Origin of the sequence: Shewanella sp. DC2-4, from assembly GCF_013248875.1 — a bacterium.
GTDB lineage: Bacteria > Pseudomonadota > Gammaproteobacteria > Enterobacterales > Shewanellaceae > Shewanella > Shewanella oncorhynchi.
Map to the genome: position 1 here is coordinate 2,226,093 of NZ_JABRVR010000002.1, position 24,273 is coordinate 2,250,365.

The 24,273-nt window shown below is 47.4% G+C and carries 20 protein-coding genes; 4 read left to right on the top strand and 16 right to left on the bottom strand.

Features of this window, described 5'->3' with window-relative positions:
- Position 1 precedes the first annotated feature (1 nt).
- From HQQ92_RS10560 to HQQ92_RS10575, 4 genes are all read right to left on the bottom strand, one after another.
- On the bottom strand, positions 2-937 hold the full coding sequence (locus HQQ92_RS10560) for a M14 family metallocarboxypeptidase (protein WP_168824090.1): 936 nt from the start codon (positions 935-937) through the stop codon (positions 2-4).
- Between the two features lie 146 nt (positions 938-1,083).
- Positions 1,084-1,542, bottom strand: a complete 459-nt coding sequence (locus HQQ92_RS10565) for a GNAT family N-acetyltransferase (RefSeq protein WP_173245198.1) — start codon at positions 1,540-1,542, stop codon at positions 1,084-1,086.
- Positions 1,543-1,766: 224 nt separating this feature from the next.
- The gene (locus HQQ92_RS10570) at positions 1,767-3,818 is read right to left on the bottom strand and encodes a S9 family peptidase (RefSeq protein ID WP_173245201.1); all 2,052 of its coding nucleotides are present in this window, start codon (positions 3,816-3,818) and stop codon (positions 1,767-1,769) included.
- Between the two features lie 316 nt (positions 3,819-4,134).
- Positions 4,135-5,679, bottom strand: coding sequence for a fumarate hydratase (locus tag HQQ92_RS10575; protein WP_173248642.1), 1,545 nt, complete (start codon positions 5,677-5,679; stop codon positions 4,135-4,137).
- 119 nt (positions 5,680-5,798) lie between these two features.
- On the opposite strand from HQQ92_RS10575, the gene pabB reads away from it, so the two are divergent.
- Positions 5,799-7,211 (top strand): aminodeoxychorismate synthase component I, encoded by a 1,413-nt coding sequence (pabB, locus tag HQQ92_RS10580; RefSeq protein ID WP_173245204.1) that lies wholly within the window; start codon positions 5,799-5,801, stop codon positions 7,209-7,211.
- A gap of 31 nt (positions 7,212-7,242) precedes the next feature.
- Complete coding sequence (locus HQQ92_RS10585) at positions 7,243-7,830, top strand: CoA pyrophosphatase (protein WP_028760139.1); 588 nt, start codon at positions 7,243-7,245, stop codon at positions 7,828-7,830.
- Positions 7,831-7,873: 43 nt separating this feature from the next.
- On the opposite strand, the gene HQQ92_RS10590 is transcribed toward HQQ92_RS10585, so the two are convergent.
- The gene (locus HQQ92_RS10590) at positions 7,874-8,209 is read right to left on the bottom strand and encodes a hypothetical protein (RefSeq protein ID WP_105252306.1); all 336 of its coding nucleotides are present in this window, start codon (positions 8,207-8,209) and stop codon (positions 7,874-7,876) included.
- A 150-nt stretch (positions 8,210-8,359) separates the two neighbouring features.
- Between HQQ92_RS10590 and asnS the strand changes: the two genes are divergently transcribed.
- A complete protein-coding gene (gene asnS / locus HQQ92_RS10595; RefSeq protein ID WP_105252305.1) occupies positions 8,360-9,760 on the top strand; it encodes an asparagine--tRNA ligase in 1,401 nt (466 codons plus the stop codon).
- Positions 9,761-9,885: 125 nt separating this feature from the next.
- Here the strand turns inward: asnS and HQQ92_RS10600 are convergent, their stop codons facing one another.
- From HQQ92_RS10600 to HQQ92_RS10635, 8 genes are all read right to left on the bottom strand, one after another.
- Positions 9,886-10,257, bottom strand: coding sequence for a DUF1801 domain-containing protein (locus tag HQQ92_RS10600; RefSeq protein ID WP_254306323.1), 372 nt, complete (start codon positions 10,255-10,257; stop codon positions 9,886-9,888).
- Positions 10,258-10,462: 205 nt separating this feature from the next.
- Positions 10,463-11,050, bottom strand: a complete 588-nt coding sequence (locus HQQ92_RS10605; RefSeq protein WP_028760143.1) for a cytochrome c3 family protein — start codon at positions 11,048-11,050, stop codon at positions 10,463-10,465.
- 8 nt (positions 11,051-11,058) lie between these two features.
- Positions 11,059-11,544, bottom strand: a complete 486-nt coding sequence (locus HQQ92_RS10610) for a nitrate reductase cytochrome c-type subunit (protein WP_105252303.1) — start codon at positions 11,542-11,544, stop codon at positions 11,059-11,061.
- A gap of 10 nt (positions 11,545-11,554) precedes the next feature.
- The gene (gene napA / locus HQQ92_RS10615; RefSeq protein WP_105253112.1) at positions 11,555-14,044 is read right to left on the bottom strand and encodes a nitrate reductase catalytic subunit NapA; all 2,490 of its coding nucleotides are present in this window, start codon (positions 14,042-14,044) and stop codon (positions 11,555-11,557) included.
- 2 nt (positions 14,045-14,046) lie between these two features.
- Positions 14,047-14,304 (bottom strand): chaperone NapD, encoded by a 258-nt coding sequence (locus HQQ92_RS10620; RefSeq protein WP_028760146.1) that lies wholly within the window; start codon positions 14,302-14,304, stop codon positions 14,047-14,049.
- 43 nt (positions 14,305-14,347) lie between these two features.
- The gene (locus tag HQQ92_RS10625; RefSeq protein ID WP_028760147.1) at positions 14,348-14,506 is read right to left on the bottom strand and encodes a nitrate reductase; all 159 of its coding nucleotides are present in this window, start codon (positions 14,504-14,506) and stop codon (positions 14,348-14,350) included.
- A gap of 605 nt (positions 14,507-15,111) precedes the next feature.
- Positions 15,112-18,987: an ATP-dependent RNA helicase HrpA gene (gene hrpA / locus HQQ92_RS10630; protein ID WP_375539961.1), complete on the bottom strand. Its 3,876-nt coding sequence runs from the start codon at positions 18,985-18,987 to the stop codon at positions 15,112-15,114.
- A 122-nt stretch (positions 18,988-19,109) separates the two neighbouring features.
- Positions 19,110-19,526: a CBS domain-containing protein gene (locus HQQ92_RS10635; RefSeq protein ID WP_028760149.1), complete on the bottom strand. Its 417-nt coding sequence runs from the start codon at positions 19,524-19,526 to the stop codon at positions 19,110-19,112.
- Positions 19,527-19,741: 215 nt separating this feature from the next.
- On the opposite strand from HQQ92_RS10635, the gene HQQ92_RS23935 reads away from it, so the two are divergent.
- Positions 19,742-19,921, top strand: a complete 180-nt coding sequence (locus HQQ92_RS23935) for a hypothetical protein (protein ID WP_081729037.1) — start codon at positions 19,742-19,744, stop codon at positions 19,919-19,921.
- 171 nt (positions 19,922-20,092) lie between these two features.
- Here HQQ92_RS23935 and HQQ92_RS10640 read toward each other — a convergent pair whose 3' ends face one another.
- Genes HQQ92_RS10640 through HQQ92_RS10650 form a run of 3 tightly spaced genes read right to left on the bottom strand, consistent with a single transcriptional unit; the run spans position 20,093 to position 24,250 of the window.
- Complete coding sequence (locus HQQ92_RS10640) at positions 20,093-20,776, bottom strand: response regulator (protein WP_028760150.1); 684 nt, start codon at positions 20,774-20,776, stop codon at positions 20,093-20,095.
- Positions 20,777-20,825: 49 nt separating this feature from the next.
- Positions 20,826-23,486, bottom strand: coding sequence for a sensor histidine kinase KdpD (locus HQQ92_RS10645; protein ID WP_105252301.1), 2,661 nt, complete (start codon positions 23,484-23,486; stop codon positions 20,826-20,828).
- A 2-nt stretch (positions 23,487-23,488) separates the two neighbouring features.
- Positions 23,489-24,250 carry a TorF family putative porin gene (locus HQQ92_RS10650; RefSeq protein WP_173245207.1) on the bottom strand — a complete coding sequence of 254 codons (762 nt, stop codon included), beginning with the start codon at positions 24,248-24,250 and terminating at the stop codon, positions 23,489-23,491.
- Between the last annotated feature and the right edge of the window lie 23 nt (positions 24,251-24,273).

Here is a 24,273-nt window from a genome sequence, read left to right on the forward strand (position 1 = left end):
ACTAACGCTGCGCCAGCACATAATCGATGGCACTAGTGATTGCCGCAACCTGCGCCAAATTACACTCAGCTGGCGTGGCCGTTGGGCTATCTGGGTACACTTCTGTCGTTGTGTTATAGATACAGCCAGTGACACTGCTGCAAAGCCCTAATGACTTAAGCGGATAGTTAATCACCCCGTGCTGCACCACAGTCGAGCCAATGATCTCGCCTTTCTCATCGGCAGGAGCAATGTGCGTCACTTTACTCACACCATCAATAATGGCTTTCTGAAAGGCATCCATTGAGTTTTCGGTATCACCCACAGCATAAAAACCATCTGGGATAGTTCCTTTGACGTACTCCTTACCATCACGGGCGCAAAGTGCTGGACGAAATTCTAATTCATCGGAATCCGTGGTTTCATGTAAGTCCACATGCACATCAAAACCTTGCTCAACTGAAGCAACTAGAGCCATCAAGGCCGCCGATTCTTCTGCAGGGCTGTTGGCATAAAATGAACGATTAGGATCGATAGCCTTAGGGTTCCAACGGTTGATGGTTTCGTAACCCCAAGGACTCACGCACACGGCGATCACAAGATTGACGCGATCAACATAATGAGCCACCTTATCCGCTAAAAATGCCAAGGCACCATGAACACCGCTGGTTTCGTAACCGTGCACGCCACCAGTCACGAGCACGGTTGGCTTTTGTGGATCAAACTGCTGGCTTTTTACCGCAAATAATGGGTAACGCTCCGCATTTATCGACAAGGCGCCATATTGCACAACGGTAAGCCCAAGTGCTAAGAGTGCTGCTTCCATCGCCTTGAGTGGCGTCACGACATCGTCCTGATACGAACGCTTGATTTTGGCGCTTGCAAGCCATGCAGCTTTTTCAGCCTCGCCCCATTTTTCGCCTACGGTGCCGATGGGATAAAATGTTAAATTTGCCATAATTCCTCTATTTTTAGTTCTATTCGGTAAAGTTCTTTTTATTCAAGTTCTTTGCACCCTAGTGCTTTCGTTCAAGCTTTTTCGTTGAATTACTATTCAGTCGAGTGATAGTGCTCGTGTTCGGATGATAAATGAGTACAGTCAACCTAAAGCAATAGCTGCATGGGAATATCACGGATCCCGCCGCGTTCTCGCTCGGGTCCAAGAGGCACAAAGCCAAAGCCTAAGTACACAGCCTGCGCATTCAGCGCCGAGTTCACGGTAAACACCCCCGGATTGCCTTGGGCTAAACATTGAGCTTTGGCATGTTCCCACAGCATTCTCGCCACGCCTTGCCCCTGTGCATAGGAGGCGACAAAAAGATGGTACAAGTGGCTATTCGCCTTCATCCCCACTACGCCAGCGAGTTGGCCCGAGTCAGTTATGGCAACATGGTACTGATAACCCATAGCAAAGTAGCTACCAATCGCTTCTATCGACATGGCATTAACTAAGATTGTAGCCCCCTCTGCAGTGCAAGTTGGGGCGATAAATTCTTGAGTTAATTGAGTGAGCAATACGCTTATTTCAGGGATGTCAGTTAAGGTTGCGGCTCGAATGTTCATCTTAACTCCTTGATTAAAAACATTTCATGACATAATAAAAAGCCAGAACAGAGTTCTGGCTTTGTTAAAACGCTGAACAAAGTGCACTTAATTGAAAACGCTTAGCTTATTTAAAGCGCTCCGCTTAAAACACTCTAATAGTCAACTCGCCGATGATAACCCTATCGGGCGAGCCTTGCTTCTATGGGCTTTCGTCGGTGCAAAGCCCATAAACGCACGGGTCGTTATTGCTTAGTCCAGCGGTCCATCCAACCGAAGACATTAGCATACCATTGCTCTAAGTTTTCAGGTTTTAAGACCCAATGGTTTTCATCAGGGAAAATCAATAACTCTGATGGGATCCCTTTACGCTGCATAAAACTGAATGCCGCTAAACCTTGACCATAAGGGACGCGGAAATCCTTCTCACCGTGGATAACCAGCATGGGTGTTTTCCAGTTTTCAACATAATTCACGGGGTTAAACTTCTCATATAACGCTTTGTTATCTGAATAAGTGCCGCCAAACTCATGCTCTGCGAACCACACTTCTTCGGTCACGTAATACATAGAACGCATATCGAACAGACCCGCGTGGTTAACTAAGCACTTGAAACCGTCGTTCCAGTTACCTTGGATCCAGTTCATCATGTAGCCGCCGTAAGAACCGCCGAGCGCACAGGTGTTTTGCGGATCGAGCCATTTTTGTTGCTGGCTCACCGCCGCTAGACCTTTTTGTAGATCTTCTAATGGCTTACCACCCCAATCTTGGCTGATTGAATCCGTAAAGGCTTGGCCGTAACCGGTAGAGCCGTGGAAATCCACCATGACAACGCCATAACCCGCACCCGCCCATAATTGGGCATTCCAACGACCACTGAAGGCATTACCAAATGAACCTTGCGGCCCACCGTGAACGAGATAGGCAATTGGGTATTTTTTCCCTTCTTGGAAGTTAGCTGGTTTGATCCAGTAACCGTAAACGTCCTCGTTATTCCAACCTTTAAAGCTGAACTGTTCAAACTTACCAAACTTGATCTCGGCCAATTTGTCTTTATTCACTTCGGTCAGACGTTTAAGCCCTTCACCTTCAGTTGTAATGCTATAGAGATCGCCCGGTTCAACTAAGGTTTTGCTATCGAAAATCAGTTGTTCGTTAGTGACCGCAATTAAACTGTTCGTGCCATCACTGTAGACAGAACGCACATCGCCAAATTGGGTATTCACTTGGAAAATAGAGACTTGACCTAGGTCTTGTGCCGTCACATACAAAGTACGATTGTCAGGAGCAAACATCAGTGAGCTTGGGCTGCGATCCCATAATGGCGCCACTTCTTTGGTTTGGCCTGTGCTAGTATCGCGCAACATAATGCCGTAGCGATCTGCTTCAAAACCCGGTTTTTTCATTGCTAAATAGGCCATGTAACGACCATCGCTCGAAAATGTTGGCTGCGCATCCCATGCAAGATTGTCTTTGGTTAAGTTGGTTGCGGTGCCGCCTGTCACTGGCACTTGCCACAAATCATAGTTAGTGGTCCAAGCTTGATCTTTGCTGGGAGCTTTCGCGCTATAAACCACAAACTTACCGTCTGGGGTGAAGGTCACTTCTTCCATACCCGAGAAAGGTTTTGGCGGCGTTTCAGTGTCTAAACCTTGAGTCACATCAACCACTTTAGTCAGTTTCTCACCGTTTACCGCACCCACAAATAAATGATTACGGGCGTGGTCTTCCCACGTATCCCAATGGCGAACCATTAACTGCTTGTATTCACGGCCAGTCGATTTACGCTCAGCTTCGGCGGTAAATTTATCCTTTGAGCAGGCTAAATCCTTACACTCGGGGAATACACGCATGCTAAGTACAACTTGTTTACCGTCATTTGATAATTTGTAGCCATCAATATCCAAAGGTAAATCAGAAACTTGTACCGCTTCACCGCCCGTTAATGGCAGTTGAAATAACTGGCTTGAACCACTGCGACTAGCAAGGAAATAAATCGACTTGTCGTCATTGGCGAAGCTCACATCGTGCTCTGTGCCCGTGGCAGAGGTCAATTGCAGTGGTTTCGCCTTCGTGTCTATCAAATCTAATAGATACAGATCCGAGCTGGCCTCTCCCTTATCGTTTACCGTTTTAAGACCATAAACTAATTTAGTGCCATCGTGGGACACAGTCGCAGAGTGCATCTTATTGAGTTTAATGAGTTGTTGCACAGTAAAAGGCGTTGGATCGGCCGCTTGGGCTGATAACGCCAGTCCTGCAGCGCCGAGCGCCAATAGGAGAGGAGCTATTTTCATTGTTATGTCCGTCTTTGGTTAAACTGGTTCGATAGTTGCGCCAATCATTGCAAGAGTTCTATTGAAATTGCAATAGTTCTACTGAGTTGCAACCGCACGAATGTTAAAAACGATCTGAGATCGTATCTTTCGAAGATAAGCTTGCCACACTATCGAAACAAAAACGCTCAGGCAAGCCAAATGGCGAACCTGAGCGTATTTTTTTGTGACAAAATGTCAGTGGCGCAACGTTTTACCTAAAGAACAGATATCAGAACTCAAACTTAAGCTATTTTGCTTAAAAAGCCATCAAGTTCAATCCGCTGCATCCCAACCTTTACGCTTTCGCGTTAGCAATATTCACTTTCCAAATTGCAGGGCCAGTTTCATGGGCGTTCACACCGTTTGAATCCACAGCCACAGTCACTGGCATATCTTGCACATCAAACTCGTAAATCGCTTCCATGCCCAAATCAGCAAAGGCCACGACGCGAGAATGTTTAATCGCTTTAGACACTAAATACGCAGCGCCGCCAACGGCCATCAGATATACCGCTTTGTGTTTTTTGATTGATTCAACTGTCGCAGGGCCGCGCTCAGCTTTACCTATCATGCCCATCAAGCCAGTTTTCTCTAACATTAAGTCAGTGAATTTATCCATACGAGTTGCTGTGGTTGGGCCCGCAGGGCCGACAACTTCAGTACCCACTGGATCAACTGGGCCAACATAGTAAATAAACTTACCGGTAAAGTCCACGCCTTCTGGCAGACCTTCACCGCTTTCAATCAGGCTTTGAATGCGCTTATGGGCAGCATCGCGACCTGTGAGCATTTTACCGCTCAGCAGAATGGTTTCACCGCTCTGCCACTGCTCGATATCCGCTTGAGTCACAGTATCTAAGTTAACGCGGCGCACATCATCACCCACTTCACGGGTAATTTCTGGCCAATCTGCCAATGATGGTGGCGTCAATTCAGCTGGACCTGAGCCATCTAAATGGAAATGTACGTGGCGTGTAGCCGCGCAGTTCGGGATCATCACCACTGGCTTTGACGCCGCGTGGGTTGGCGCCGATTTGATTTTAACGTCTAACACTGTGGTTAACCCGCCAAGACCTTGCGCACCTATGCCTAAATTGTTCGCGCGCTCAAAAATGTCTAAACGCAGCTTTTCTTCGGTCGTTTGCGCGCCACGGGCCATCAACTCATGGATATCTACACTTTCCATCAGCGCTTCTTTGGCTAATACGGCCGCTTTTTCCGCCGTGCCGCCGATGCCTATACCCAGCATACCCGGTGGACACCAGCCCGCACCCATGGTCGGTAGCGTTTTTTCTACCCAAGCGGCGATATCATCTGATGGATTTAACATCACCATCTTAGCTTTGTTTTCACTGCCGCCACCTTTAGCCGCAATCGCCACTTCGATATGGTTGCCTGGCACCATGTCGATATGCACCACAGATGGCGTGTTATCTTTGGTATTTTTACGGCTGCCCGCAGGATCTGACACTATTGATGCGCGCAGTGGGTTATCAGGATTGGTATAGGCACGACGAACACCTTCGTCGACCATTTCCTGAATCGTCATATCGGTTTTGTCCCATTGGACACCCATGCCCACTTTCACGAAAGTGGTCACAATCCCAGTGTCTTGACACAGAGGACGCTTACCTTCGGCCGACATACGCGAGTTAATTAAGATCTGGGCAATTGCATCCTTCGCCGCCGCACTTTGTTCACGCTCATAAGCTTGGCTCATGGCATCAACAAAATCCTTCGGGTGGTAATAAGAAATGTATTGCAAAGCATCCGCCACACTTTCAATAAAGTCGGCTTGTTTAATCACAGAAGTTTCAGACATTTTATGGTGAGATGACATAGTAGGAGCGCTCCAGCAGCCTTTGCGGCCTAACTTGTTTTTGTTTAATTCTTTCTGGGCCAATATGATACTCTTTCACATCTTTTTGGGCTACATCACATTTTGAATAGGGTTAATCGATGGCAATTAGGGCGTCAAAACAGCTTGCATCACGCCAACTTGACTGGACATTAAGTACCGCAGCACTGTTCGAGCACTTTGCAAATGACACTTGGGCAATTCTGTTAGATTCGGCGAACGCGCCGCATCAAGACGCCAGATTCGACATCATTTGCGCCAATCCTATCGCAACGTTAGTGACTCAGGGCGAGCGTAGCGATATAAAGCTCATCGATACGAGCTTGAGCTTACCCGAGGCAATAGACCCAAACCGTGATCCCTTCGAGTTACTCAACACTTTATTAACCCATTGGTATTCAAAATCTTTTGATTGCGTTCTGCCCTTTAGTGGTGGCGCAATGGGCAGCTTTAGCTACGATTTAGGCCGCAGAATTGAATCCCTGCCGATAACGGCCAAGCAAGATATTCAACTGCCAGAGATGAACATCGGCTTTTACGACTGGGCGTTAGTTTTTGATTACCAAGCACAGTGTTGGCATTTACTGCATTATTTAGGTGAAGCAGCCCTCGACATTGAGTTGAATAGAATTCAAGATAAAATCACCAAAAAGCCAAATTCTGCCACATTTGTGCTTACTAGCCCATGGACAGCACAGATAGACAAAGCCCAATACACGGCAAAATTTGCAGCAGTTCAAGCCTATTTACACAGCGGTGATTGCTATCAAATAAATTTAACCCAAAGATTCGAAGCCCATTATCAAGGCGATGAGTGGTCGGCCTATAGCCAACTGCGCAATGCCAATAAAGCGCCCTTCTCGGCCTTTATGCGTCTGCCGCAAAACACGATTTTGTCGATTTCACCCGAGCGCTTTATTCAGCTTCGCGGTGACGATATTCAAACCAAACCCATCAAAGGCACACTGCCGCGTCATACCGATCCCGCACTGGATGTGAAAGCCGCCAATACACTGGCAAACTCACCAAAAGATCGCGCCGAAAATGTCATGATTGTCGATTTACTGCGTAATGATATCGGCAAAGTGGCGGCGGCAGGCTCAGTACGTGTACCGCATCTGTTTGAGATTGAAAGCTTTCCTGCCGTGCATCACTTAGTCAGTACGGTGACGGCCAAGCTTGATAGCCGATTCACGGCGAGTGATTTACTGCGCGCGGCGTTCCCCGGCGGCTCGATTACCGGCGCACCGAAAATTCGTGCCATGGAAATTATCGAAGAGCTCGAACCTTCACGGCGCAGCCTTTATTGTGGTTCTATGGGTTATATCAGCCAAGACGGCCAAATGGATACCAGCATCACCATTCGCACTATTGTGGCCGAACAGGGCAAACTCTATTGCTGGGCTGGCGGCGGCATAGTGGCGGATTCTGAAGTGGATGCCGAGTACCAAGAAACCTTTGATAAGATCAGCCGTATTTTACCTTTGCTTGGCGCTACGTCACAAAAGCCGTAAGCTTTAATACTAAACAGTCACGAGAACGTCGATGGATCAAGCGGAATTTAGACTCAGATTTAATCTGCACCCGTTAGCGCGGCAAGATCCGGCGGCCTTCCCTCACCTTGGATTACGCAAAGCCGCAGTGTTAATCCCACTGCTGGAGATGAACGGTGAGCTGAATCTAATTTTGACCCAAAGACCTATGCATCTGCGCGCCCATCCGGGGCAGATCAGTTTCCCCGGCGGTAAAATTGAGCCCTATGATATTGATGCGATTGCGGCAGCGTTAAGGGAAGCAGAAGAGGAAATTGGACTCTCAAGGCATAACGTCGAGGTGGTGGGCACGTTTCCAGCCCACAATACCTTCACAGGGTTTGAAATCACCCCTGTGATAGGCATTATCAAGCAGGCATTTGATTTAAAACTCGATCCCGGTGAGGTCGCCGATTGCTTTACCGTGCCATTAAGTTTTTTTATTGAACCGAATAATCGCCACCAAAAACGCTTTTTACGCCAAGGGCGCTATTACAGCGTGCATTTTATTCCCTATCAACAACGGTTTATCTGGGGTGCGACTGCCGCGATTATCGACCATCTGTGCCGCCAGTTAAGCATTCCTGCCGATATCCTCTAACTTCACTTGCCATTGCTAAACCGTTAAAAGCCAACTGGCTAGCTTAGACCACCAAGTGGATATACAAACCAGCGACAATCGAAGTTAACAGCAACATGGGAATATTAAACCAATATCCCATTCGGCTATGGTGGGCGACATAATAGTTAAACGCTAAACTGACCAAACTAATACCGCCACAAACCCAAATCAAATACTGCAATAGTTGGGTTTCATGTGGATCCCAATGGACTCTAAATGTCGCGCCACGGGAAAATAACGCGCCAATTTCGCGTTCAGGCCTTGCATCACTGAATACTGATAACGCATAAACAGCCAGTACCCAGCCTAAAATGGATAAGGTCGCAAGGATAATTTGAAATATTCTAGTCTTGCTCATACCGCCTCCCGCCGTTTAACTCACTATATCGCTCAATATCGATATTATTAACCTCAGGATACCTTTTTCAGCTTGAGAAAAGCCACCAGCAAGGTAATATAAACCTCCAAAATTTTCATATAAAACGTTTCGTTGGAGAATTAAGCAACAATGAGCATTGCATCTGTCGCATCTGTATTTAAAGGTGAGCACGCCGTCGGTTCTAAAGTCACAGTGCGTGGCTGGGTCAGAACCCGTCGTGACTCTAAAGCCGGCATCTCTTTTTTAGCTGTTTACGACGGCTCTTGCTTTAATCCTATCCAAGGTGTCGTGCCCAATAGCTTAGATAATTACGACAACGAAGTGTTAAAGCTGACTGCGGGTTGCTCTGTTGTAATGACAGGCGACGTGGTGGAATCTCCTGGTGCAGGCCAAGCATTTGAGCTGCAAGTGACTGAACTTGAAGTCGCTGGCTGGGTTGATGATCCAGACACTTACCCAATGGCCGCTAAGCGTCACTCAATTGAACATTTACGCGAATTAGCGCACTTACGCCCACGCACTAACATTATTGGTGCCGTTGCTCGCGTACGTAACTGTCTATCTCAAGCGATTCACCGCTTCTACCACGAAGAAGGCTTTATTTGGGTATCGACCCCACTTATCACAGCATCAGATTGCGAAGGCGCCGGTGAGATGTTCCGCGTATCGACCTTAGATATGGAAAACCTGCCGCGTACTGAAGCGGGTAAAGTCGATTACGATAAAGATTTCTTCGGTAAAGAAGCTTTCCTGACCGTATCTGGCCAATTGAATGCTGAAACCTACGCCTGTGCACTGTCAAAAGTGTATACCTTTGGCCCGACTTTCCGTGCTGAAAACTCAAACACCAGCCGCCACTTAGCGGAATTCTGGATGGTTGAGCCTGAAGTCGCCTTCGCTAACTTAAACGACATCGCAGGCCTTGCCGAAGCTATGTTGAAATACGCGTTCAATGCCGTATTGACTGAGCGTATGGACGATTTAACCTTCTTCGCCCAACACGTTGATAAGACTGTGATCGACCGTCTGCAATCTTTCGTTTCAAGCGATTTTGCTCAAGTGGATTACACGGATGCGGTTGAAATTCTGCAAAACTGTGGCAGAACCTTCGAGTTCCCTGTGTCTTGGGGTATCGATTTATCTTCTGAGCATGAGCGTTACTTAGCCGAAGAACACTTCAAAGCCCCCGTGGTAGTGAAGAACTATCCAAAAGATATCAAAGCCTTCTACATGCGCTTAAACGATGACGGTAAAACTGTTGCCGCGATGGACGTGTTAGCCCCAGGTATCGGTGAGATCATCGGTGGCTCTCAACGTGAAGAGCGTTTAGACGTGCTAGATATGCGTCTAGCCGAAATGGATCTGAACCAAGAAGATTACTGGTGGTACCGTGATATGCGCCGTTATGGCACAGTGCCACATGCAGGTTTTGGTCTAGGGTTTGAGCGTTTAGTGTCTTACGTGACGGGCGTGAACAACATTCGTGATGTTATCCCTTTCCCACGTGCACCGCGCACTGCGAACTTCTAATCTCCCTTAACTTGGGACTGCATAGCTAAGACATCTCTATTAAGCCTTAGCAAAACGAAAGGAGCTGAATATTCAGCTCCTTTTTTGTTCGTCCGTTTTAGTCACATCATGCGGCTAAACAACCATTAATCTGCCAGACTCAACGCCTGCGCAATATATTCCGCGACTCGCTTGGCAGCAATATCATCGATTGACACCAACTTAATATGGCGACGAAATTTGCCACTGCCTTCAAGTACCTTATGTGGATCGCTAAGATTCGCGCCTAACCTAAACTCCAATGAAACATGCTGTTTATAGGCAAACACACCACCAAAACTGGCTTTGGTGCTAAAGAGTATACCGCCGTACTTAACGGCTTCAGTCATGGCCCGCGACGATGTGGTAGCGGCAGTTTTGACCTCCTGTCGCACCCCCTGCACTATTTCAAACAGACTCGGGCTGGTACATAAAATATCTTCTAACAGTTTTTCAAGTTGCGGCAGATCTTCCATCATGATCTCTTTACCTCTCATACAAGCAAGACTATCTCAGTCAGATTGTAGCGCGCTAATCGGACTGAATAACACCCTATTGAAGCATCTCCAAGAAATAGAATAGTGACGTGCCAATAAAAAGGCCAAGCGTGGAGTACGCTTGGCCTTTTGCTGGAGTTGTCCAACTTAGCAAGGCTAAGTCACACGGATAAACACTGTGCCTAGATTAAAACCCCTTCACACCAGCCATGTCAGGGAGATGATGAGCAATCCCCTTGTGGCAGTCGATACAGGTCTTTTCGCCGCTTGCCAGTGACGTTGAGTGCATCTGCGCCGCTCTGGGTGATTGGCGAGTAAAGTCCATGTAAGTGAAGTTATGGCAGTTACGACACTCGAGCGAATCATTGGCCTTTAACCTTGCCCACTCATGTTCTGCCAGTTCACGACGCTTATCTTCAAACTTCTCACGGGTATTAATCGTCCCAAAAACCTTACCCCACACTTCCTTAGATGCCTGCATCTTACGGGCAATTTTATCGGTCCAGTTATGCGGTACGTGGCAATCAGGACACGTCGCCCGCACGCCACTGCGGTTAGTGAAATGAATCGTCGTCTGTAACTCTTGATAGACGTTATTTTCCATCTCATGGCAACCAATACAGAAAGCTTCTTGGTTGGTCACTTCTAGGGCAGTGTTAAACCCGCCCCAGAAAATCACGCCAGCCACAAAACCACCTAAGGTCAAAAAACCTAAACTGTAATGCACACTCGGACGATTGAGTACCTGCCAGATTTTTTTCAGTTTATCTAACATGCTAACTCCTAGTGTTTTTTCTGCTCAGTGTTGGCTTTGATCAGATGTTCCATATCCACAAAGTCGTTTTCGACCAGTAACTTGGCATCTAACTGCGGCACATGACACTGAGTGCAGAAATAGCGGCGCGGCGATAACTCGGCTAAGAAGTTATTGTCCCTGTCCATAAAATGCGTGACGCTGACCATAGGCGCTTGCGAATCACCAATGCGGTTACGAGCATGGCAAGCCATACACTTGTTCACTTTAAGATCAAGCTGATAGCCGTCGATCTTGTGTGGGATCACTGGTGGTTGCATGGGATAGCTGCGCACTTCCTTCACATCGGTATTACGCACACTTTGCATCGCAGGTGGCGTAGGCTCGACATTGATAGGCGCTTGGCGCAGGGTATCAATTTTATCTTCGGGAATACTGGCGGCAGACACACTGGTCATGATGAATGAGCCAAATACCAATAAACCGATCGCTGAGACTAATTTTAGGGTTTTCATCGTGTTCTCCTTAAACCTTGACGATCTTCACCGCACACTTTTTAAAGTCAGTTTGTTTTGACAAGGGATCTGTCGCATCTAAAGTGACTTTATTAATGAGCTGGCTAGCATCAAACCAAGGCACGAACACTAAACCCACGGGCGGTTTATTGCGGCCACGGGTTTCAACTCGGGTCTTAATTTCACCGCGACGGGACACAACGCGAATTTCATCGCCACGGCGCAGACCGCGTTTTTTCGCATCTTCAGGGTGCATAAAACATACGGCATCGGGGAAGGCACGATATAGCTCAGGCACACGTTGGGTCATAGAACCCGAATGCCAGTGTTCCAGCACTCGCCCCGTCGACAACCAGATATCATATTCTTCATCGGGTGCTTCTGCGGCAGGTTCATAGGGCAGCGCGAAAATCACCGCGCGACCATCGGGATGACCGTAAAACTCAAAGCCCTTACCCGCTTTAACATAAGGATCTGTGCCTTCACGGAAGCGCCACTTAGTTTCTTTACCATCGACCACAGGCCAACGCAGACCATGAGCCTCATGGTAAACATCAAATGGGGCGAGATCGTGGCCATGGCCGCGGCCAAAAGTCGCATATTCCTCGAATAAGCCTTTTTGGACATAGAAGCCAAAATGTTTAGCCTCATCGTTCAAATACTTAGGATCGGCATCCGCAAGCGGGAATTTATCAACATTACCGTTCTGATACAGGACTTCGAATAGGGTTTTCCCTTTAAACTCAGGGTTCGCCGCTAATACATCCTTAGGCCAGACTTCGTCTGTAGTGAAACGCTTCGCAAACTCCATCAATTGCCACAGATCCGAATGGGACTCACCCGGTGCCTGCACCATTTGATGCCAAAACTGAGTGCGGCGCTCGGCGTTACCGTAGGCGCCCTCTTTTTCCACCCACATAGCGGTGGGCAAAATCAAATCGGCAGCTTGAGTCGTAACCGTCGGATAGGCATCGGACACCACGATAAAGTTGGCTGGGTTACGGTAACCCGGTAAACCTTCTTCATTGATGTTTGGGCCCGCCTGCATATTGTTGTTCACTTGCACCCAGTAACAATTTAAGTCGCCATCTTTTAGACGACGGTTTTGCTCGACGGCGTGATAACCGGGTTTAGGTGGAATAATGCCGCTTGGGATCTTCCAAATATCTTCGGCATGCTTTCTGTGTTCAGGATTGGTCACGACCATATCAGCAGGTAAACGATGGGAAAACGTCCCCACTTCACGGGCCGTGCCGCAGGCTGATGGTTGACCCGTCAAAGAGAATGGACTGTTACCTGGCGTTGAAATTTTACCCATCAAGAGATGAATGTTATAAATCAGGTTGTTACACCACACACCTCGGGTATGTTGGTTAAAACCCATGGTCCAAAATGAGGTCACTTTGATGTCGGGATCAGCATACAGCTTGGCCAGCGCAATCAGTTTATCCTCGGGCACGCCCGACAACTTACTGACTTTTTCGACGCTATAATCCGCCACGAAGGCTTTAAAGGTCTCAAAATCAATTGGGGTTGAATCCCCCGCCGTTTTAACATTTTTCGCTTTTTTCTCAAGGGGATGTGCCGGACGTAAACCATAACCAATATCTGTTGTGCCCTGACGGAAGTTAACGTGTTTCTTCACGAAGTCCCAGTTCACTTTATCATTCTGAATGATGTAGTTAGCTATGTAGTTCAAAATGGCTAAATCGGTTTGCGGGGTGAACACGATCGGCAAGTCGGCCAAATCGAAGGATCTGTGTTCAAAAGTCGACAACACGGCCACTTTTACATGGCTGGCACTGAGACGTCTGTCTGTCACTCGACTCCAGAGGATCGGGTGCATCTCCGCCATATTCGAGCCCCAAAGGACAAAGGCATCGGCGGCTTCCATATCGTCGTAGCAACCCATAGGTTCGTCGATACCGAAGGTGCGCATAAACCCGACCACGGCTGACGCCATGCAGTGACGCGCATTCGGATCGATATTATTCGTTCCAAAACCCGCTTTCATCAACTTAACGGCAGCATAACCTTCCCACACAGTCCATTGGCCCGAGCCAAACATGCCCACAGCAGTTGGCCCTTTGGCTTTAATGGTTTCTTTCCATTTTTGCGCCATGATGTCGAAGGCACTGTCCCAACTGATGGGCGAAAACTCACCGTGCTTGTCGTATTTGCCATCTGTCATCCGCAGCATAGGCGTGGTTAAGCGATCGCTGCCATACATGATTTTCGACAGGAAATAGCCCTTGATACAGTTGAGCCCACGGTTCACTTCACTGTTGGCATCGCCATGGGTCGCAACCACTTTACCGTCGCGAGTTGCGACAATCACGGAGCAACCCGTGCCGCAAAAACGGCAAGGGGCTTTATTCCACTCTAATTTGGTTTGTTCTGAGCTGGTAATTAAGTTGCTTGCGCCAGCGGGCAAGGCTAAACCAGCGGCGCCTGCAGCGGCAATCACCGCATTGGCCTTGATAAAGTCACGTCTGTTCATATTCATTCTTCACCCTCTTCGAGCACTTCACTCTGGTGGTAAACCATAGTGGCTGATAACACGCCCGGAATGGCATTGATCGCTTCGATACTGTCCATCAAGGCGCGTTGCGTCTCGCCTTCGATCACGACGACCAATTTCACTTCGTTGTTGACGGAAAGTTCGGCATTTTCAATGGTCATTATCTGTTGTCTAACATCTGCCATTTTCTGCGGTAAGACCTGCACCACTAAACTGGTGATATGGAGTTCTTTGCTCATCCGACATTCCACTCTTATTTTTAACTATTTGATGATGTTACGTTTAACCAGCGCCCGGTGGACCCGTCAAAATTTGGCTGAACCAAATAGCAAAGCCCAGACCACTGACCAGTAGTACGGACAATAACGGTGCGAGAAACACGGTTAAAAAGATAAAGATTTTCAGTTCTAAGGATTTTTCTTCTGCGGTGCTAGCACTCATGCATCCTCCAAGAGGTGTGTTCCTGCCACTTTGAATGCGCTGCAAAAAATCGCCAGCGGCAGGTTTTATGTATATCTATTGCATCTTTGGATCACGAAGCGATCATACCTTTTAGTTGTTAACAAAATGTATACCTCCAAATTGGTAAAGCGGATGATGCTTGATCCAGATCATCAATTTGATGTGAGTATTCGTCAGATCTCAGTTTTTAAACGTTTTTTGCAATTACAAGTTAGGTGTTTGAATTGATTTTATGATTAATAAGCGACTAAAATGGATAAATCACTGCAAGAAAACAACAGAAAACCCGCAAAAAAAACCTGAGTATTCATAAAGGAGTAGGCAATAGAAAGGTGTTAAAACATGCGAGATAACGACTTGATCCCAAAAGAAAGATATTCGGCATAAAAGCATCGCTGCCACCCAGAAAAAGCGCTCATTTCATGGCGCATCACTGGAGGTATATCGCGTGAGCAGAGTAAGCATAGGGAAAATAAAAAACCGAGAAAATGGTTAGTTTTCTCGGTTTGTTTAGTCATTTCTTGATCGCGTTATTGTTACATCAATCGGACAAAGGCGCTCAGCTCGACCTTTAAATCAGTCTATTAAACCTGTTGAATATGATTCAAAATGCGCTTTTCAGATATCGGATACGCCGTGCCTAACACCTGCGCAAAACAAGAGACGCGGTACTCTTCAATCATCCAGCGCGCCTCGATTAACGCAGGTGGTGTCGGCATAGAACGCGGTACTTTAGCCAGTTGTGCGATTAAAGCTTCTTGAACCTTGTTGATGCTCTGCATATGCAAACGGTCACGGGTCGGATCAACGGGCAACTTCTCGACACGGATTTCAATCGCTTTTAAGTAACGCGCCACATCGGCTAAACGATTCCAACCACAAGATTCGACAAACCCTTTAAACACTAACTTGTCTAATTGGCTTTGAATATCACTCATAGCAAAGGCAATATCTAAGCTAATTTTGCCCTTAAGACGCTTTTTAATGCTCTGATACAAGGTCAAAATCTGCTCAACCTTCAAGGCAATTTGCTCGGCGGTCGGGTTGAGTTCTTGGCGAACCCAATCCTTTGCCTGCTCAAATTGGGCTTGATTACGCACATCGAGGGCTTTTTCATCCAACAATTGCTGCACAGCGGCGGCAATAATGTCATCAATCAAGATTTGCACTTGACCGAAGGGATTGAAATACATCGCCAATTTCGCCTTATTCGGCAAAGCTTGCTGTAAGTGTTTCACCGGTGATGGAATGTTTAGCAGCAATAACCGTCGCAGACCTTGGCGATGGGCATCTAAGGCCTCAAATTCATCATCAAATAATTTGATCGCAACACTGTCTTTTTTATCGATCAGCGCCGGAAACGCCCGCACTTGGTAATTGCCTTTTTGCTGCTGATATTGCTGCGGCAAATCGCCAAAGGACCACTCAGTTAACGCTTCTTGCTCTATACCTTTATCCGCGACCTGACGAATGGCCTTCGCCACCACGCCCTGCAACTCGGCTTTTAAGGTATCGAGCACACGACCTTCGGCCACTAAGTTGTTTTTATCGTCTTCGATTTTAAAGTTCATCTGCAAATGCGCGGGCAGTTGCGTTAAATCAAAATCCTCCGGCGATATACGCGTGCCACTCATGCGCAGCAATTGCTTGCACATAGCTTCAAGCAAACTGGCACTAAAAGGCACCATAGCCTGCACACAAGCGCGGGCATAGTCAGGCGCGGGCACAAAATTACGTCGTAAACTCTTAGGCAAAGATTTGATCAGCGCGATGCACTTTTCTTCCCTTAGCCCTGCCACTAGCCAATCAAAATCGCTATCGTCGATTTGATTAAGCAGCGCCACCGGAATGTGAACCGACACGCCGTCATCCGCCGCCGCGGGTTCAAAGTGATAACTTAGCTGCAGGCGCAAATTGCCCTTGTGCCACGTATCGGGAAAATCCAAGGTCGAGATATGGTCGGCATTGCGCTGCATTAACAGTGCTTTACTGAAATCGAGTAAATCCGGTTGCTCGCGCTTGGCCTTCTTCCACCAGCCAAAAAACAGCTGGGCGTTGTAAATCCCTTCCGGGATCCGCGGCTCGTAAAAATCCACTAACACTTGCTCGTCCACCAAAATATCGCGGCGACGGGATTTATGCTCGAGGGATTCAATGTCTTCGAGCAGCTTTTGGTTAGCGACAAAAAACGCTTCTTGGGTCTGTAACTGCCCTTCTGCCAAAGCGCTGCGGATAAAAATCTCACGCGCTTCAACGGGATCGATGGGGCCGTATTGCACTTTACGACGGTGCACAACCGTCAAGCCGTAGAGCACTTGATTCTCAAGGGCGATAACGCTGCCAGGTTTTGCCTCAAAATGGGGCTCAACATAGCTTTTCTTAATCAAATGCGCCGCTAAGGGCTCTAGCCATTCGGGTTCGATTTTGGCGCAGCAGCGAGCGAATAGGCGCGATGTTTCAGTAAGCTCAGCAGCCATGATCCACTTAGGGCCTTTTTTGGCCAGTGGCGAACCTGGGAATACAAAGAATTTACGATTACGGGCACCTAAGTACTCGTTATTGTTATCTTTAAAACCCACATGACTCAATAAGCCCGATAAGAGCGCGCGGTGCAAGCTGTCATAATTAGCTGGCGTATCGTTTAAGCGCCACTTTAAATCGTGCACGGCTTGTTTAAGCTGGGCGTATAAATCCTGCCACTCGCGAACGCGCAAATAGGCCAAATATTCATCGCGGCACTTTTTACGGAACTGACTAGCAGATAACTCTTTTTGTTGATCTTTTAAGTGCTGCCACAGGTTTATCCAACTGACGAAATCGGAACTGGGATCGGCAAAACGGCGATGGGCTTCATCACTGGCTTGCTTCTTCTCCATCGGACGTTCGCGGGGATCTTGAATCGATAAGCCCGCAGCAATCACTAGCACTTCGTTCAAACAACCTAACTGCTGACTCTCGACCACCATACGCGCCAAACGCGGGTCCACAGGAATTTGCGCCAAATTACGCCCAAGTGGCGTCAATACTAGCTTGCCGTGTTTACTCTCAACCGCTTGTAATTCTTCGAGCAACAGGAAACCATCGCGGATATGGCGTGGATCCGGTGGCTCGATAAAGGGGAAACCGGCGATATCACCTAGGCCGATGGCGAGCATCTGCAAAATGACCGAAGCCAAGTTAGTGCGCAAGATTTCAGGATCGGTAAACGCCGGACGATTATTAAAATCCGCCTCATCGTACAAACGAATACAAATACCCGGCCCTACTCGTCCACAACGGCCTTGGCGCTGATTGGCGCTCGCCTGCGAGATAGGTTCAATCGGTAAGCGTTGCACCTTAGTGCGATAGCTATAGCGGCTGATACGCGCCGTACCTGGGTCGATAACATAGCGAATGCCTGGCACTGTCAACGAGGTTTCCGCCACGTTGGTCGCTAATACAATCCGCCGACCTCTGTGACTACTGAAAACTTTAGACTGCTCACCGTAAGATAAACGCGCGTACAACGGCAAAATTTCGGTATCGCGGTAATTACGCCGACTCAATTGCTCGGCCGTATCGCGAATTTCCCGCTCGCCGTTCATAAAGATCAGAATGTCGCCCAGCCCTTCGGCCACCAGCTCATCGACCGCGGCAAAAATGCCTTCGATTTGATCTAAATCGGCATCGCTATCTTGCACCAATGGACGATAACGGGTTTCGACCGGAAAGGTACGGCCCGACACTTCGATAATAGGTGCATTGTTGAAATGCTGAGAAAAACGCTCAACATCTATGGTCGCCGACGTGATGATGACTTTGAGATCGGGGCGTCTTTTAAGGATCTGTTTAAGGTAGCCCAGAATAAAATCGATATTGAGGCTGCGCTCGTGGGCCTCATCTATGATGATGGTATCGTATTGATCGAGATTGCGATCGGAGGTCAATTCCGCCAGTAAAATACCGTCGGTCATCAACTTGATATAAGAGTCACTCTTAAGCGCATCGGCAAAACGCACTTTAAAGCCAACCACTTCACCGAGCGGACTTTGTAATTCTTCTGCGACTCGGCTCGCCACACTGCGGGCTGCTAAACGTCGTGGCTGGGTGTGGCCTATCATGCCACGGCAACCTAGGCCTAATTCCAAACAGATTTTAGGTAACTGGGTTGTTTTGCCCGAGCCCGTTTCACCGGCGATGATCACCACTTGATTGCCCGCAATCGCGCGTGCAATATCATCGCGCATCAAGGAAACAGGCAGGTTTTCAGGATAGTGGATTTTAGGGCGAGCGTTACGGCGCTGCTCAACCTTCTCAAACGCCGCCTGCGCTTGCTCGCTCAGCTGAGCTAAGACTTGGGTCTTTTTATCTGAGTCGGCTTCTTTATTGAGCTTAAATAAACGACGACGGATCCGCGACGCGTCGCTCTGATAACAAAGATTAAGAAAGGCGTTCGATAGCGGATGTTTGTCTGAGTTCAAATCCAAATTCCATTGCTAGCATCAAAAACGGCGATCCTAGCAAGGAAAGTGGCGTAATGGTATTGCTAATTTACTCTGCACTCAGTATATGGCGTGTCAGTTTCGCACTGGCTCGACTTAGATTAAACCGGTGACAGATAACATTGTTGCATATAGATATTCATGGCTTTGAGCACATTGGTGCGATTAATCGTGCCAATTACTTTGCCATGTTCAACCACTGGATACACTTTAGGTTTAGGCCCTAGCATTTGTTCGGCGAGCTGCAAAATACTGTCATCTGGCCCAACGAACAGCACTTCAGTGCGCATGCAATCCTTCACCACTGAGGTCATATCACAGTGATAGCTACTTTTAATCATCACAGCCAAACAATCCTGCTGGGATAAAAAGCCCACCAAATCGCCCGTATCATCAACCACTGCTGCGCCCATTTTATTATTATCTAACAACTTTTCGACCGCAGTCGCGAGCGACATATTAGCGCGCAGCAACACGGGCTGACGATCCATATGGTCGCGGATTTTAATTAAGTCCATAGTCTTTCCCTCGAATTAACCCTACGTTTGTAGTCTAGTCAAAATATCGGCAAGAATGTGCGATTTATATCGATTGGGCTTATCTAGTGCATAATACCAATCACATTAAATATCTAATCAGTTCAGAGCCTCACAGGCATCTCAATCCAAGGCGCATTGACGCAGAAATGGTTATTCCCTTTTAAGTCTATGCAACACGGGAGTGGGATGCCTGTGTGCCTCCCGAAGGGCGGGTTTCAACGCGCTTTATACTGCGTTTAAGGCTTTCGACAGAGCACCACTATGCCTTCAAGCCTTCGCCTTGTCTAAAGCGCGTTGAACTCCCGCTGAATGAACAGATATTTAATACGATTGGTATAATCCAATGTCAACAAGAGCTAACAGGACAAAAATAGCGTCAACAAAGGCAGCCAGAAAGAGCGACTTAGAGTTAACTGAAGCGAACGCTACAAACTGAAATCAGGCAAGTATCCGATTGAGCTTCAATGATGGCAGGTAATGCCATCCGTCTTCGGTGATCATTTTACTTGTCATTCCAACGCGTTTTAATTCGCTATTGATACAAGTTATAAGTCGATATAAAAGCGATAGCCTACACCGGGCTCAGTCCGCACATACTGAGGTTCACTCGGGGAGTCGCCTAATTTTTGCCTTAAGTGACTGACCACAATTCGTAGATAATGTGTGTCTTCTGTATGAGCGGGTCCCCAAATTTCTTTGAGCAACTGAGTCTGAGTGACAACGCAGTTAGGTGACGACGCCAATTTAGACAATACTGCGTATTCCTTGGGTGTGAGTTCGACAATTTGATGATCAACTTTAACCAGCCTGCGACTTAAATCAATCTGTAACTTGCCATCATCTAATATGGGTAATTTTTCAGGTTTGATATGGTCCCTTAAAATCGCTCGCACCCTTGCCAGTAACTCTTCCACACTAAAGGGTTTGGTCACATAATCCTGCGCGCCAGCATCTAATGCTGCGACTTTTTCTTTATCTTGATTGCGAACCGACAATACAATCACAGCAACATCGGACCATCCCCGTAACTCCTGTAGCACTTGATGGCCTTCCATATCCGGCAAGCCTAAATCCAAAATAACTAATTCAGGTTGCTGTCGAGCAACAGCTGCGAGCCCTTGCTGACCATTTTCAGCTTCGGTAACGTCATAGCCCTCACTGGTGAGTGCAATCCGCAGCATGCGGCGTATTTGGGTCTCATCATCGATAACCACGATTTTTATTGCCACGTCTCTAGTCCATTCTGTGGTTTATTAAGGATATTTTGGCTAAAAATGATTAGCCAGGAACGGGATAGTCTAACGGCAATTCAACTTCAAAACGAGTACCTTGCCCCTGTAGGCAATCGGTAACGCGAACACTACCGCCGTGTGCAGCTATCATGCCTTTGCAAATAGCCAGCCCCATACCTGTATTCTGTTTTTTCTGATCGCCATCGGCAACCACATAAAACATATCGAAAATTTGATCCCTATGGCTGGCGGGAATCCCTGGCCCTCTATCTTCAATGGCAATACAGCAACGGTGATTAGAAATGGTCAATTCAATACAAATAGGCTCTTCTGGTGGTGAAAATCGAACAGCATTCTCTAGAATGTTAAATAATCCTTGCTCAATCAGCGCCGCATGCACAAAGAGGAGTGGGGGTTCTTTTTCTCTGTGATATTCAACGATTGCATTAGGGAAATAGCGTTTAAGCCTGCCAAGTACGCTGCCAATAATGTCATCTGCCGAAACCCAATCACGCTCTATGCTCAAAGTGCCATGACCCAGACGTGTCATATCGAGTAGATTTTGGATATAGCTGTCCAAGCGACGGCTTTCTTGCAAAATAGTATCAAGTAGTTCGTTACGGTCGGCCTCTAGCAATTGTTTATTCAATAATTTTAAGCTCTCCGCCGCCCCCATCATGGCTGAGAGTGGTGATTTTAGATCGTGAGACACTGACGATAATAATGCGGAACGTAACTGCTCAATTTCTGTTTTCACCCGTGCCGATTCAAGATCTGACACTAACTGAATACGCCGCCATGTATTAGCGCCTTGCTGTAACATGGCCAGAATAAGCTCTCTATCAAACGGACTGAGTTCGTTGACCGTAGGTTGCCAATCTAAAATCGCCGCGCCAATCGTCGTACCTTCCAGTTCAATGGGGAACACACTCACACCCGATGCGCTCAAGGTATCGCTCAAACGCCCCGCCGCTTGCCCATGGCGCAAGGTCCAATCGATTGCGGCTAAATCAAGGTCGTTAAATGGCGTATTCAGCAGCGGTAAATAGGATCGCTGACCATCTTTACGCTGCAAAACAATATAACAATCGGCATTCACTGAACCAGCAATCTTGCGCCCTATCGTTTGCCAAAGGGCTTTTTCATCATCGGCGACCGATAATTCTTGGGCAACATCTTTTAAGGTTTCAGCATAACGATTTGACTCACGCAGTAAAATAAACTGATTTCGGATCCGAGATGCCGCAGGGCCACTGATAAGCCCTATACACATCAAAAAGATTAAAGTGGCAATATCATCCTGACTATTTACATTCATAGTAAATTTGGGATCAGTAAGAAAAAAATTAAAGCTGAAAAAAGACCACACCGCAGTTGCCATGGCAGGCCTAGCGCCATAGGTTAAGCCAATGCTGACAATCAAGAAAACATATAACAACACCAGATTGCCATTACTGAGCCAAGTATCTAAAAATGCCACCAGCGGAAAAATAACCACCACGCCAATCAGCCCAAGAATATGGCCTCGAAGATCACCAAAACTGGCTTTAGGCGTAATGGGATCTCGTACTTGCATTTGGTTTTCGGGTGCGTGATAGACACTCACCTCAACAGGTAAACCAGACTCAATCAAGCGTTGATACAGCCTTTTACGCCACCAAGGATAGGTGCGTTTCACACCCGCGCCGACTAATACTGTGTTAATTCGATGCAGGGCTATGTAAGGTAAAATGGCCTGATAACTGCTCGTGTCGCGTAATACTTCGGTCTGCGCGCCAAGTTCCTTCGCTAAGGCAAAGGCCTCATTTAGCCTTTTCCGCTGATAAAGGCCCAGCGCTTTGCCGGTATCGACCCAAAGCACTAACCAAGGAATTTGCCGCCGCTCGGCAATCTGTCGGCCTATGCGGATCAAGTATTGATGATCACTGCTGTTGCTCACTAAAACCAACAATCTGTCTTTGAGTACAAACTCTGTGCCGAGAGCCTTAGCATCTAGCTCGCAAATCAGCTTGGCATCGACTCGCTCTATGACTTTTTTCATTGCTAATTCGCGCAGTGCAGTCAAATTCGAGACCGAAAAAAAAGCATCTAAAGCCGAGCGAGCATACTCTGGCAGATAAACTTTGCCTTGCTGTAAGCGTTCGATGAGTGTTGATGGCGGTAAATCGACAAATATAATTTCATGGGCTTCATCAAGGAAGCGATCGGGGACTGTTTCCCGTACCCGCACTTGAGTAATTTGCAACACCAGATCATTCAAACTGACCAAATGTTGGATATTGACTGTGGTATAGACATCAATGCCCGCAGCCAATAATTCTGCGACGTCTTGATAGCGCCGTTTATGGCGACTACCGGGGACATTCGTGTGGGCCAACTCATCGACTAAGATAAGCTTAGGCCGACGAAGCAGCGCCGCATCCAAATCGAATTCCGTTAAACGATTATGATGATAATCAATGGGTTTACGTGCCAATACCTCAAAACCCGCTACCATAGCCTCGGTATCGGCACGCCCATGGGTTTCCACCAGTCCAACCAGCAAATCGACACCTTGCTGGGCCATTTCCCTTGCCGCACTGAGCATTGCATAGGTCTTGCCCACGCCAGGTGCCGCTCCAAGAAAAACCGTCAGTTTACCTTTATCATTTTGCTGTATCTGACTTAAGAGCGCATTGGCTTGCTGTGTTTGACTGATTGGTACCACGATTAGAAACTCCTTGAAAGACTCACTATCCAGCGCGCATCACACAGGGACTGGCACTGACTCTGCGATAAATCCGTATCGACATAACCGACACTCAACACATCCTGCTCAGTCATATTGAGGTTCAGCCCAACTCGCCAATCTAAATAGTGGCTATTGCTAGCGGCCATAGAACCTAAAAACAGTGCCATATCTTGCTGAGAAGCAAAAAAATTGCTCCCAAGATGCAGTACTAGACTTACATTAGAGAACAGCTGCGGTTCATAACTGGCATAAACATACTGAAAATCGTCCACATTCTCGCCAAAATAATCAGGAGAATAAACCAGCCCTAACTTAGCATCGGCGTAGCTTACCACAGCATAAATTTCGTTATAACTCAGGTCGGTATCGTCCTGAGAGTATTGGTAACGTATCACGCCTAGGTCCGTTGTTAAGCCATTATCCCAATCCTTGGCCCAGCCAGCGGACAAGTCGAGTTCTAAACTTCCATCCCCAAATTCGATGTTACTGCCCCAAAGCGAGCCATACCAGCCAGAATCATGACTTAAGGTATACCCTGCTTGAACTGCAGGTCCTTCATCAGTTTGAGAAATACCGCGAAACGCATAATCACTGATGAGCATCACACTCCCTTGACTCTGCCAAGAGGCATTGCCCCCATGAGTCTCAGTGCTGGCAAACGCGCCCATAGAGAGTGAAGATAATGCCATCATTACACCCGCACAGAGGCGTGAACAAGGAGCAGACTTAATCGGTAACATAAAAATTTATCCTTAAATTCAGT

Excerpts from the sequence above, each read along its gene's own strand:
- HQQ92_RS10620 (WP_028760146.1), bottom strand. The coding sequence starts at position 14,304 with ATGAGCAAAGAACTCCATATCACCAGTTTAGTGGTGCAGGTCTTACCG.
- HQQ92_RS10610 (WP_105252303.1), bottom strand. The coding sequence starts at position 11,544 with ATGAAAACCCTAAAATTAGTCTCAGCGATCGGTTTATTGGTATTTGGC.
- HQQ92_RS10635 (WP_028760149.1), bottom strand. The coding sequence starts at position 19,526 with ATGGACTTAATTAAAATCCGCGACCATATGGATCGTCAGCCCGTGTTG.
- pabB (WP_173245204.1), top strand. The coding sequence starts at position 5,799 with ATGGCAATTAGGGCGTCAAAACAGCTTGCATCACGCCAACTTGACTGG.
- HQQ92_RS10600 (WP_254306323.1), bottom strand. The coding sequence starts at position 10,257 with ATGATGGAAGATCTGCCGCAACTTGAAAAACTGTTAGAAGATATTTTA.
- HQQ92_RS10605 (WP_028760143.1), bottom strand. The coding sequence starts at position 11,050 with ATGTTAGATAAACTGAAAAAAATCTGGCAGGTACTCAATCGTCCGAGT.
- HQQ92_RS10560 (WP_168824090.1), bottom strand. The coding sequence starts at position 937 with ATGGCAAATTTAACATTTTATCCCATCGGCACCGTAGGCGAAAAATGG.
- HQQ92_RS10575 (WP_173248642.1), bottom strand. The coding sequence starts at position 5,679 with ATGTCATCTCACCATAAAATGTCTGAAACTTCTGTGATTAAACAAGCC.
- HQQ92_RS10570 (WP_173245201.1), bottom strand. The coding sequence starts at position 3,818 with ATGAAAATAGCTCCTCTCCTATTGGCGCTCGGCGCTGCAGGACTGGCG.
- HQQ92_RS10650 (WP_173245207.1), bottom strand. The coding sequence starts at position 24,250 with ATGTTACCGATTAAGTCTGCTCCTTGTTCACGCCTCTGTGCGGGTGTA.
- asnS (WP_105252305.1), top strand. The coding sequence starts at position 8,360 with ATGAGCATTGCATCTGTCGCATCTGTATTTAAAGGTGAGCACGCCGTC.
- HQQ92_RS10585 (WP_028760139.1), top strand. The coding sequence starts at position 7,243 with ATGGATCAAGCGGAATTTAGACTCAGATTTAATCTGCACCCGTTAGCG.
- HQQ92_RS10625 (WP_028760147.1), bottom strand. The coding sequence starts at position 14,506 with ATGAGTGCTAGCACCGCAGAAGAAAAATCCTTAGAACTGAAAATCTTT.
- HQQ92_RS10590 (WP_105252306.1), bottom strand. The coding sequence starts at position 8,209 with ATGAGCAAGACTAGAATATTTCAAATTATCCTTGCGACCTTATCCATT.
- napA (WP_105253112.1), bottom strand. The coding sequence starts at position 14,044 with ATGAACAGACGTGACTTTATCAAGGCCAATGCGGTGATTGCCGCTGCA.
- HQQ92_RS10565 (WP_173245198.1), bottom strand. The coding sequence starts at position 1,542 with ATGAACATTCGAGCCGCAACCTTAACTGACATCCCTGAAATAAGCGTA.